Annotated in this window: 11 protein-coding genes; 5 read left to right on the top strand and 6 right to left on the bottom strand. The window is 43.2% G+C overall.

The genetic code is table 11. The annotated features are described in order from the left end of the window. Positions 1-8: 8 nt before the first annotated feature. On the bottom strand, positions 9-263 hold the full coding sequence (locus tag NXS09_RS03145; RefSeq protein ID WP_259291103.1) for a hypothetical protein: 255 nt from the start codon (positions 261-263) through the stop codon (positions 9-11). A gap of 400 nt (positions 264-663) precedes the next feature. Continuing rightward, positions 664-1815, bottom strand: a complete 1152-nt coding sequence (locus tag NXS09_RS03150) for a type 2 periplasmic-binding domain-containing protein (RefSeq protein WP_259291104.1) — start codon at positions 1813-1815, stop codon at positions 664-666. 314 nt (positions 1816-2129) lie between these two features. Between NXS09_RS03150 and rpsT the strand changes: the two genes are divergently transcribed. The 4 genes from rpsT (at position 2130) to aspS (ending at position 6692) form a co-directional block, all read left to right on the top strand. Next, a complete protein-coding gene (gene rpsT, locus NXS09_RS03155) occupies positions 2130-2393 on the top strand; it encodes a 30S ribosomal protein S20 (RefSeq protein ID WP_259291105.1) in 264 nt (87 codons plus the stop codon). 371 nt (positions 2394-2764) lie between these two features. Continuing rightward, positions 2765-3910, top strand: coding sequence for a phospholipase A (locus NXS09_RS03160; RefSeq protein ID WP_259291106.1), 1146 nt, complete (start codon positions 2765-2767; stop codon positions 3908-3910). 156 nt (positions 3911-4066) lie between these two features. Beyond that, on the top strand, positions 4067-4753 hold the full coding sequence (locus NXS09_RS03165) for a DUF502 domain-containing protein (protein WP_259291107.1): 687 nt from the start codon (positions 4067-4069) through the stop codon (positions 4751-4753). A gap of 133 nt (positions 4754-4886) precedes the next feature. After that, the gene (gene aspS, locus NXS09_RS03170; RefSeq protein WP_259291108.1) at positions 4887-6692 is read left to right on the top strand and encodes an aspartate--tRNA ligase; all 1806 of its coding nucleotides are present in this window, start codon (positions 4887-4889) and stop codon (positions 6690-6692) included. Positions 6693-6864: 172 nt separating this feature from the next. Here aspS and prpF read toward each other — a convergent pair whose 3' ends face one another. Continuing rightward, a complete protein-coding gene (gene prpF, locus NXS09_RS03175; protein WP_259291109.1) occupies positions 6865-8043 on the bottom strand; it encodes a 2-methylaconitate cis-trans isomerase PrpF in 1179 nt (392 codons plus the stop codon). Between the two features lie 236 nt (positions 8044-8279). Between prpF and NXS09_RS03180 the strand changes: the two genes are divergently transcribed. Further along, the gene (locus tag NXS09_RS03180) at positions 8280-8840 is read left to right on the top strand and encodes a hypothetical protein (protein WP_259291110.1); all 561 of its coding nucleotides are present in this window, start codon (positions 8280-8282) and stop codon (positions 8838-8840) included. Positions 8841-8937: 97 nt separating this feature from the next. Here the strand turns inward: NXS09_RS03180 and NXS09_RS03185 are convergent, their stop codons facing one another. The 3 genes from NXS09_RS03185 to NXS09_RS03195 all read right to left on the bottom strand — a co-directional run bounded on the left by NXS09_RS03185 (position 8938) and on the right by NXS09_RS03195 (position 11672). Continuing rightward, positions 8938-11256: an ankyrin repeat domain-containing protein gene (locus tag NXS09_RS03185; protein ID WP_259291111.1), complete on the bottom strand. Its 2319-nt coding sequence runs from the start codon at positions 11254-11256 to the stop codon at positions 8938-8940. A gap of 2 nt (positions 11257-11258) precedes the next feature. Then, the gene (locus tag NXS09_RS03190) at positions 11259-11459 is read right to left on the bottom strand and encodes a phosphoribosylglycinamide formyltransferase (RefSeq protein WP_259291112.1); all 201 of its coding nucleotides are present in this window, start codon (positions 11457-11459) and stop codon (positions 11259-11261) included. Between the two features lie 66 nt (positions 11460-11525). Then, a complete protein-coding gene (locus NXS09_RS03195; protein WP_259291113.1) occupies positions 11526-11672 on the bottom strand; it encodes a hypothetical protein in 147 nt (48 codons plus the stop codon). Positions 11673-11809: the final 137 nt, after the last annotated feature.

The following is an 11809-nucleotide window of genomic DNA, read 5'->3' on the forward strand; positions in this document are numbered from 1 at the left end:
TTTAATATTTAACGGCTTTCGGTACGGCCTAAGAATTGATAACCGTCATCTTCGGCAACTACGGTATTGCCCGGAAAGCTGAATTTGATGCTGTCGTTGTTTTTATCTGCACGTTTCATACCGTCATATTGAACGGCTTGCAAACCGGCGATTTCACCTGAATTATTGGCATGGTTGTAAGCCGGCATATGGGCACCGCGGGCAGAAGCGAAAGAAGTGGCTAAAGTAGCTAAAGCGGCGAAAGTAAGCATAGTTTTTTTCATGATAATTGTCCTCATGGTGTATTTTTTTATTGGGTTTTAAACATTAGGCAATATTTTTATCGGCTGCCTGTTGTGTTGATGTGTGTATTGTATGAAATGCCTGAAATTTGATAAATACCGTTTTTATTTAATATTCATTTCTTAATAGGAAAACATAACCGCTATAAAGCTGATATTGGCATGCAGGTTGGTTGTGTATACGGAAGATAAAATTCAGTTTGTTTTTAGAAATAATTAGTTATGTTTATATCTTTCTAGAAAGATAGCAATTTTAGAATTAAGAAACATGCTTGATTTTTCAGACGGCTTCAGCTTCCCCGCCGTGTTGGCTATAAAATAAAAAACAACGGCTGTATAAAAGCCGTTGTTTGGTGTTGCCAAATATGAAAATACGGGCGGATTAGTTAGTGCCGACTTTGATTTTCTGCCATAGATTGACAGTCAGTTTTTTGGCATCGTTATCCATTTGGGGCATCAGGAAGCCGTTTTTCACATCTTCTTCATTCGGGAAGATAGAACGGGTAGCCACCAGTGCCGGATCCATTTTTTCACGCGCCGGCAGGCTGGCCGGGGCGAAGGTTACGGCATTACCGTTTTTCGCAGCAATTTCCGGATCCAAAGTGTAGTTGATGTATTTATGTGCATTGGCTACATTTTTCGCATCGGCGGGAATCAGCCAAGATTCAATCCAGAAGCCCATGCCTTTAGGGGTTAATACATCAATGCCGACATTGTTTTTCACTTCTTCGGAACGGGCTTTGGCCATATTCAAATCGCCGCCGTTGCCGGCTGCCAGGCAAACATCACCGCGTGCTAATTCGTCGATAACGGAAGGGCTGAAGCGTTTCACATCGGGGCGGATGGCTTGCAATACTGCTGCTGCCGCATTGATATCTTCCGTGCTTGTGCCTCTCGGATCTTTACCCAAGTAGTTCAATACAATCGGGAACATTTCGCTCGGCGTATCCCACAAGGCGATACCGCATGATTTCAGCTTGTTGGTATATTCGGGTTTGAATAATAAATCCCAACCGTTTTCAGGCAGTTCGCCGCCTAAAACTTCTTTGCCTTTGGCGGTAATCGCCAAAGTGTTAACGCCTGAGAAATAGGGTACGGCATATTCATTACCCGGATCGGCCGATTCCATCATTTTCATCATTTCAGGGTCAAGATTCTTATAATTGGGAATCAAGTCTTTATTGATTTTTTGATATGCGCCCGCTTGGATCTGGCGTGGTAGGAAAGCAATACCGGGCACGACTAAGTCGTAGCCTGATTTACCGGTTAAGACTTTGGCTTCCAATGTTTCGTTGTTTTCATACAAATCGTATGTCAGGTTTAAATTGTTGGCTTTTTTAAAGTCTTCAACTGTGCTTTCATCCACATAGTTGGACCAGTTGTAGATATTAAGCGTGTCGGTTACGGGCAGACCGCCGGTGGCAGCAGAGGCAGAACTTGCATCTGCTTGAGGTTGGGCGGTATTTTGCTCACTTTGTCCGCCGCAAGCTGCCAAAGATAAGGCGGCCATAACGGCTAATACTGATTTTTTCATACGGGTTGGTTTCCTGATGAAAGGTTAAAATAAAAAAACCGCCACCCCATGTACACCCCGGCGGCGGTGCGCGTATTGTAATGTAATGCTTATGAAAAATCAAAATGATATCGAAGCTTATCTATCACTCCAGATAGGATAAGGCAAACAGACAGGCCGTCTGAAAAGGGCAGCAGCAGGCACGAAGCATTTTCTTAAAAACGAAAAAGCAATGATTTGAAAAACGGATTTTAATTAAAACACTTGCGCATAATGGGGTAAGTCTTTAAAATTGAGCGTTTACGAAATTTGATTTTTATCAGGAGATATTAAATATGGCAAATAGCGCACAAGCCCGTAAGCGTGCCCGCCAGTCGGTTAAACAACGTGCCCACAACGCCAGCCAGCGTACTGCTTTCCGTTCTGCAGTGAAAAAGGTTTTGAAAGCGGTTGAAGCAGGTGATAAAGCAGCTGCTCAAGCAGTTTATCAAGAGGCGGTAAAAGTGATTGACCGTCTTGCCGATAAAGGCGTTTATCATAAAAACAAAGCAGCCCGTCATAAAAGCCGTTTATCTGCCAAAATCAAAGCCTTGGCTTAATTTTTGTACAGGCTGTTTGGCATCTGCCGGTTGAACAGATATCAGATATATAGATGGAAATGTTGCCGGCTGTATGGTTAAGTGAATAGTCAGTGCCCCGAAGTATAGATATAATCCTTCGGGGCATTAATTTTATAAATAAAACAAATTGTTGGTGTTTTCATGTTATCAAAAAGTCGGCATGATACGGGGAAAGTATTTGTATTTTGCAATCATGATGTTTTCAGACGGCCGTAAACCGATTTGAAATTATAAATAGCATATTACCGATTAAGTATTTTATGCTGAATAAATTAACATACAGCAAATGTTTTATATTATCATTATCATTGAAGTCAGATAATTTAATTTAATCAAATGGATGTTTACTCATGTTAAAGCGTATTTTTATTTTCGGCGTTGCCGTAGGGGCTTCGGTACCTGCTTTTTCGGCGGATACTGCGGATGGCCAAGCTTTGCAGTGTACTTTGATAAAAGATAATTCACTGCGCTTGGCGTGTTTCGATAAAATTTATGCGGCACAGCTGCCGCCGCAAGCGCCGCCGGTTGCACCAACCCAGCCGACTAAAGCAGTGGATTTGGTGAAAACGGTTGATGAAAGTTTGGCTAATAAAAAAACCACGATTGTATTCAGTGATGAAAATAAAACGGGAGTAGAACCTTCCGAAGCATTATTGGATGCGGCCGATGCCTATACGCCGTTGAGCCTGATGTACGATTTGGATAGAAACGATGTGCGCGGCATTTTATCGGTTCGCGAACATAATCCTATGTATTTATTGCCGGCATGGTATAACAGCAGCCCGAACTATTATCCCGAGTCGCCAACGCGCGGTATAACGGATGCTTCGCGAGCCAGAGACCAAAAACGGCTTGAAACCAAAATGCAGATTTCTTTCAAAACCAAACTGATGGAAGATGTGTTTAAAACCCGTGCCGATGTTTGGTTTGGTTATACGCAAACGGCGCATTGGCAGCTTTGGAATCAGGGCGAACAATCCGCACCGTTCCGTAATAATGACTATACGCCCGAAGTATTTATTACCCAACCGGTGAAAGCCAACTTACCGGGCGGCGGTAAGCTGCGCGTGTTGGGCTTGGGTTTGGTGCATCAATCCAACGGACAAAGCCGTCCGTTATCCCGTTCTTGGAACCGGATTTACGGTATGGCCGGTATGGAGTGGGGTAAATTAACGGTGATTCCGCGCGTTTGGGTGCGCGCTTTCGACCAAAAAGGTGAGAAAGACGACAACCCCGATTTAATGGACTATATGGGTTATGGCGATTTAAAAGTACAATACCGATTTGATGATAAACAAACCATTGCCGCTACCATGCGCTATAACCCGAGAACAGGTAAGGGCGGTATTCAGGCCGGTTATACGTTCCCGTTGAAAGGCAAGCTGAAAGGTTATATTCAAGGGGTGCACGGCTATGGCGAAAGTTTGCTCGATTATAACCACAAACACAACAGCATCGGTTTCGGTGTAATGTTGAACGATTGGGACGGATTTTAATAAGAGTTGACTATTTTAGAGTATCAGGCCGTTTTAAATGGTTGCGGATATTATTCGGACGGCCGTTTTTAACAGCGTGATACTCGTCTATTGTGACCTGAACAAGTATAATGTCGCATTTGGGCAACTTTGCCCTCATGAAAGGAACACACATATATGGCCAGCGAACCGGTTGAAAGCGGCGGCATAGCCAAAGCATTAAGAAAATACCTGATTACAGGCGTTTTGGTGTGGCTGCCGATAGTGGTCACGCTATGGGTGGTGACGTATATTATTTCCGCTTCAGACCAACTGCTCAATCTTTTGCCGACACGTTGGCAGCCAAAGCATTTGTTAGGTTTCAATATTCCCGGGTTGGGGGTGATTGTGACCGCAATAGCCTTATTTATTACAGGGCTTTTGGGTGCCAATATGATTGGCAAGCGCATGATCAGCTTTTGGGATAATCTGCTCGGTCATATTCCTTTTGTTAAATCGATTTATTCCAGTGTAAAAAAAGTATCCGAATCATTATTATCGGACAACAGCCGTTCTTTTAAAACGCCGGTTTTAGTACCGTTTCCCCAGCCGGGCATCTGGACAATCGCGTTTGTTTCCGGTTCGATACCTAATTCTGTTGTGCATAGTTTGGGTGATGAAGAATACATACCGGTTTATGTGCCGACCACGCCCAACCCAACCGGCGGTTATTATGTGATGGTGAAAAAAAGCGACGTGCACGAATTGAATATGAGTGTGGACGATGCTTTAAAATATGTGATTTCGTTGGGCATGGTATTGCCGGATGAATTCGGAGTCAGCCAACTGCCTCCCTATAGCATGCTGCCGGACAAAACACAATAAGCAATAAGTAATAAATGAAATAATACAGTATTTCAGACGGCCTGCGCTTGATTAAGCAGCAGGCAGTTGTTATCTAATCAATCAGTTAAATTGAATATAATTGAAAATAAACGAAACAAATAAGGTGGATTTTATGCGTACCAACTATTGCGGCTTAATCAGCGAACAATATTTAGACCAAACTGTTACGGTGAAAGGCTGGGTGCATCGCCGCCGCGACCACGGCGGTGTGATTTTTATCGACTTGCGCGATCGCGAGGGCGTGGTTCAAGTGGTGATTGATCCGGATACTCCCGAAGCTTTCCAAACCGCCGATTCCGCCCGTAACGAATACGTTTTGAGCATTACCGGCAAAGTACGCCACCGCCCCGAAGGCACGGCGAACGATAAAATGATTTCCGGCAAAATTGAAATTTTAGCCAAAGAAATCGAAATCTTGAATGCCGCCGCAACGCCGCCGTTCCAAATCGACGATGAAAATATCAGCGAAAACGTACGCCTAACCAACCGCGTTATCGACTTGCGCCGTCCGCAAATGCAGAATAATTTGAAATTGCGTTATAAAGTGGCGATGGGCGTGCGCCGTTATTTGGACGAACAAGGTTTTATCGACATTGAAACCCCGATGCTGACCCGTTCTACCCCCGAAGGCGCGCGCGATTATCTGGTGCCCAGCCGCGTGCATCCGGGCGAGTTTTTCGCCTTGCCGCAGTCGCCGCAATTGTTCAAACAATTATTGATGGTGGCCGGTTTCGACCGCTACTATCAAATCACCAAATGCTTTCGCGATGAAGACTTGCGCGCCGACCGTCAGCCCGAATTTACCCAAATCGACTTGGAAACTTCGTTTTTAGATGAAAACGAAATTATGGATATCACCGAGGGCATGGCCAAACAGGTGTTTAAAGAGACCTTAAACGTAGAGCTTGGCGACTTCCCGCGAATGACTTTTGCCGATGCCATGTTCTACTACGGTTCGGATAAACCCGATATGCGCGTATCGTTGCAATTCACCGAGCTGACCGAATTAATGAAAACGGAAGAATTCAAAGTATTCCGTGGTGCAGCCGATATGAAAGGCGGCCGTGTGGTAGCCTTGCGCGTGCCCAACGGTGCCAAACTAAGCCGTAAAGACATCGACGAATACACCAAATTTGTCGGCATCTACGGCGCCAAAGGCTTGGCCTACATCAAAGTGAACGATGTAAACAATATCAGCAACAGCGAAGATAGCGGCTTGCAATCACCGATTGTGAAATTCTTGTCTGAAACCGCCTTGAAAGAAATTATTGCCAAAACCGGCGCGCAAAACGGCGATATTATTTTCTTCGGTGCCGATAAAGCCAAAGTGGTGAACGAAGCGATTGGCGCTTTGCGAATTAAAATCGGCCATGAACACGGCGCGGAAAACGGCTATTTTGTTGACGAGTGGAAACCCTTGTGGGTGGTTGATTTCCCGATGTTTGAATACGACGAGGAAAATAACCGCTATGCCGCCATGCACCATCCGTTTACTTCACCGAAACCCGGCCATGAAGATTTAATGGAATCCGATCCGGAAAACTGCTTGGCACGCGCTTACGATATGGTGCTCAACGGTTGGGAAATCGGCGGCGGCTCTATCCGTATCCACCGTGCCGATATTCAGGAAAAAGTATTCGCCGCCCTGAAAATCACACCGGAAGAGCAACAAAACAAATTCGGCTTCCTGCTGGATAACCTGAAATTCGGCGCGCCCCCGCATGGTGGTTTGGCATTCGGCTTAGACCGCTTGGTTACCCTAATGGCCGGTGCGGAATCTATCCGCGATGTGATTGCATTCCCGAAAACACAACGGGCACAATGCTTGCTCACCAACGCACCTAATGCGGTGGACGACAAACAATTGCGCGAATTAGGCTTGCGTTTGCGTGTGAAAGCTGAAAACAAAGAAGCTTAATCATATTGCTTTTGAGTTATAAAAGGCCGTCTGAAATATTTTTCAGACGGCTTTTTTGTAGGGCTATTTATCCGGCACTCAAACCATACAAAAAATAGGGCATGGGGTAGGGCGATGCCGGATAGGCTATAAAAGCAAGGATATGAACCCTCATATTATTCACTTAAGCGGCTTAAAAACTGTCACCCGGTATGCGGACGTAGCCTTCCATAATCACGCGCGCGCTGCGGCTCATAATGGCTTTGGTGGCCGTCCATTTGCCGTTTTGCTGTTCGGCGGCCGCACCGACGCGTAATGTGCCGGAAGGGTGGCCGAAGCGTATTTCGCTGCGTTCGCCGCCGCCTGCGGCCAGATTCACCAAAGTGCCGGGGATGGCGGCGGCAGTGGCAATGGCAACGGAAGCGGTACCCATCATGGCATGATGCAATTTTCCCATGCTCATAGCGCGTACCAACAGATCAATATCTGCCGCGCGTACGGCTTTGCCGCTTGAGGCGGTATAGTCTTTCGGCTCGGCAACCCAAGCGATTTTGGGGGTGTGTTGGCGGGTGGCCGCTTCGGCAGGGTCGCTAATCAGGCCCATTTTTAATGCGCCGTAGGTGCGGATGGTTTCCAGCTTTTCCAAAGCGGCGGCATCATTATTGATATCATCCTGCAATTCCGTGCCGGTATAGCCGATATCGGCGGCGCGGACAAAAATAGTGGGAATGCCCGAATTAATCATGGTCGCTTTCAGACGGCCTATACCCGGCACATCCAATTCATCTACAATCTGCCCGGTGGGGAACATATCGCCCTCGCCGTCGGCCGGATCTAAAAACTCAATTTTGATTTCGGCAGCGGGAAAGGTGACACCGTCTAGCTCGAAATCTCCGGTTTCCTGAACTTGGCCGTTGGTGATGGGAATATGGGCGATAATGGTTTTGCTGATGTTTTTCTGCCAGATACGCACCGTACAAACACCGTTTTCAGGAATCTTGGCCGCATCAACCAAACCGTTTTCAATCGCAAACGCGCCAACGGCGGCGGTAAGGTTGCCGCAATTGCCGCTCCAATCGACAAATGGCTTATCAATAGACACTTGGCCGAATAGATAATCGACATCATGATCCGGCCGCGTGCTTTTATCTAAGATAACCGCCTTGCTGGTGGAAGAGCTGGCATTACCCAAACCATCAATTTGTTTACCGTAAGGATCGGGGCTGCCCAATACGCGCAATAAAATTTTATCGCGCGCCTCGCCCGGTTGTTGCGCCGCTTCGGGCAAATCGCCTAGTTTGAAGAAAACGCCTTTAGACGTACCGCCACGGTAGTAGATCGCAGCGATTTTAATTTGCGGGGGGTAGTTCATGGAAAGTTCTCCTTTGTATTTTATTTTGAATAGGGATGAAAAATATGCTTTTTATTATAAGGTATCCGACCATATATACCATACCGTTAGGCCGTCTGAAACAGATTCCGGCGTAATTTCTCTTTCAGACGGCCTCAGCCGGATAAAATGATTTATCTAGCTGCAAAGCCGTATAAGCAGCCGTTTTTAGGCTACAATGCGCATTCTATCTTCACTCTATATAGAACGACCTGATTATGCTGTATCAACTTTTGCGGGATATGTTGGATTTACTGCGCCTACGCTATAAAGCCCCGACCGAATACCGTTACACCCTAATTGTTTATATCGCCGTATTACTGCTGCTCGGTTTTGTTAACGCCGCCTCTATGGCGCCCATTTTCGGGCAAAGCACTGCCGCCGTTGTTTTTGCCGTTTTGCTGACCGTATTAAAATACCTGATACTCACCCGCGCTATGGGCGGCATCTTGCATTACTACGGTGCTCCCAAAATCTCATGGCGGGGTTTTATACTGGCAACGGAAGCCCTCACCGCACCGCTGCTGATTCTGTTTTATATCCCCGCACTGGCAACAGCCGGCCTGTTTTGGCAGATATGGGTATTCTGGGTACAAGTGATCGGCCTGATAAAACTCAGCGGCAGAACCGGCTGGCAGACATTGATTGGTTATTTTGTCTATTTTATCGGCACAATCTTGGTCGGCGGATTGCTGATGGGCGCATTTGTCGGCGCCGGTTTCTTTGATTTGGATACCATTTCTCAGCAGGCGCAAACGATTTTGGAAGCTAATCCTTGATTTAGTATTGGGATAATGGCAGAGGCCGTCTGAAAGGGTTTCAGACGGCCTTTGTTATTGTATATCCTAGTATAAAAATATATTGTATATGAAGTACCTACAAATTAATTTTATCGCTTTGCCATTCATTTTTAATATCTTGACAAGTAAAAGATTTTACCAGTGTATAGGCCTTTAATGAGGTATCCCCACCTTTCTGCTTCATCATTTCAAATGAGATAGGGTCATTGATTTCAATAGCAAACATCAATGGTGTGTAGCCCTGCATATATGAAATATTATGGGGGTGGTTAGGATCTGCACCAGCTTCCAGTAAAATTTTAACAATTTCGTGTAATTCCTCTATTGATGTCTGCTCTTTTAAGCGATTTAAAGTGTATTGATCACTTAGTTCTTCAATAGTATTCCATAACGCAAAAGAGTTATTATGTTTCGGTATTTGAATTTTTGTATTATCAAAAGGTTTAAAAATGGTACTGAGTCCGTGGCTGGAGGCATAAAGTCTTCTAAAAAATTCCTGTTCTTGTGCGTTTACAAACATTCTGTTTCGTTTCCTCTTTTCTTTTATTTCTGGTGATTTTTTATTTAATTTATCTATTAACCCTAGGCAGTGGTATAGAGGTATTACATTTTCAAAGTTTACTTGGTCAACTTCAGCACCCATTTCTAAAATTTTCCGAACAACTTCTGCTTTGCCTGTCGATATAGCCTGCATTAAAGGAAATTTTTCCCTTTTAGCTGTTTTAGCATTAACTGTTTCTTTGGTGTGAGGGTATTTAACCAATAAGTCGAATAATCGCTTATCTAGTGAAGCATAGGGTATTGCTTCTAAATCTAGTTTTTCTACTGCCAATAATAAAGCAGACTCATTTGCGCTAGACAGCTGGTTAACATCTGCACCGTGTTTTAATAATTTCTCAATAATATTAAGATATTTATCACCAAAATATCTTGGTTCATGAAGCAGGCTGAATAATACAATTTGCGGCATCCGTTTGCCTTGCCAAGAAATTTTTCTATTTGGATTTTTATAGTCGGGTTTAATCTTTTCAATATCCTCAAAAGTACATATTCCATCGTATTTAGATTTTAAATATGGATATTCAATATTGGGGAAATAGGCATCTGAGGGGAAAAAACGATGAAATGCATTTGCCCACATATCAACCTCCCAATCTGCAACAGTATCTTTATGATTGATTTTTTCAGAATGAGCATCGAAAGATGGCATTTCATAACCAAACATAACCAAAGCATTTTTTAAATGTGCTAAGAATTTTCGTTGCGAAATATTTTCTTTTTTTTCTAAATAGGCGGTGGCAACTAATGCTTCTTGTATTAACGAATTTAAATCCTTTCCTCTACAAAATAAAGATTGTTCAAAGCTCTCTTTGTAATAACTTACAGCTTTATTTAAATCGCCTGAGAATAAATGCCAACGTGCTTCTAGCCAATTCCAGTGTTGTGATTCATATTCGAGTGTTTGATCAGATTCAGCAATAGCACGAGCAATATTTAATTCTCTAAATGATTTATCTTTTGAGTCTTGATTTTTCTTCGTATCTCGTGCTAATAATTGATACAATTCGGCGAAGATTTTTACTTTCTCTTTAATATTTTTAGATTTAGTCTGTTGAATGGCTATAATGGAACGATTTATATAAGAACTTATAGTAGAATTTACACCTTCCATACCGAGTTCTAATTCGACTCCGCGAATAAAATTGAGGCTAGAAAAGAAATCTTTAATTTCTAATTTACGAACTTCGTCTAGCGAACGTGCAATTAGCAACCAAAATTTGATAAGCACCCAATCAGAATTTTTTTCTTTGGAAAGTAATTTAATGGCTTGATAAGAAGGCAGAAATTCTCCTCTCCGCCAACGTTCAATTTTATCTTTTTCTTCTTTTATTTTTATTTCGGCCCTATATTTTTGCCATGTTGGGTTATCATCTAACCAATCTAATACCAAGCCAACCGACTTGATTTCATATGAGAATAATTTCTCTATTTCAGGAAAATGATATTTTTCAGGCAGGGTATGCACCAGAAATGCGTAAGCCCGATAAGGGAAAAAATATTTTATGAGTATGGGCATGAGGTCTGCCCTACTTATTCCAGAAACATCAGTTTTACCAACAATATTTTTTAAATAGTCTGATATGTACTCATGAAAATAACGGTACATAATTTCGGCCAAATCTTCATCCTTTTGCATCAGGGCTTTTGGTTGCAGTAAGGCTTTTAATTGATCAAACCATATTTCATCAACAAATGACCAGATTAATTCCAGACGGACATTTTTATCATGAGCCTTATCATCCAATGCTTTTTTATTTTTGATAGGTAAATCAAAGCATTGGGCTAAAAAACGTAGTTGCTCTAAAGGAGTGGGGAAAATTGGATATGATTTCATGATTAAATACCTAATAAATTTTTAATATCTCTATTAAAGTTTAAGATGGCACGATAGTCACTTGGGCTGCCGGGAATGGCACAACGACGATTATTTGGCGCAATTAAAACATCATGTTTTTTGCCTTTCCGAACGTGCCAACCCTGTTTTAATAATTGCCTAACCATGTAGTTTATAGTTTTATTATTACTGAATTTATACATAATTAATACCTCTTTGAATGGGCGCAAAGCAATGCTTTATTCCATTTGCCTGCGCCCGTTGCTTACTTATTTCTTGTTACTACCGCTATTTTTTGCTGCTGCGGATTGAGCCCGAGCGGCAAAAGATTTGGAAGAAACAACACCTCCATTACTTTTTGCTGTTGCAGATTGAATACGAGCTGCAGCACTTTTAGTCATTGAGGTTTTAGCCATAATATGCACTCCTATAAAAAGTTAATTGGTTCTGCCTTGAGAAGGCAGAACCAATTATGGCGAATTGGGATATTGTGTTCAGCAACGTGAGTGGCGAGTTTTTTAAAAAATTTAAGAGTGAAGCTAAGCTACTTTAA

Source organism: Neisseria montereyensis (genome assembly GCF_024834045.1).
Lineage (GTDB): Bacteria > Pseudomonadota > Gammaproteobacteria > Burkholderiales > Neisseriaceae > Neisseria > Neisseria montereyensis.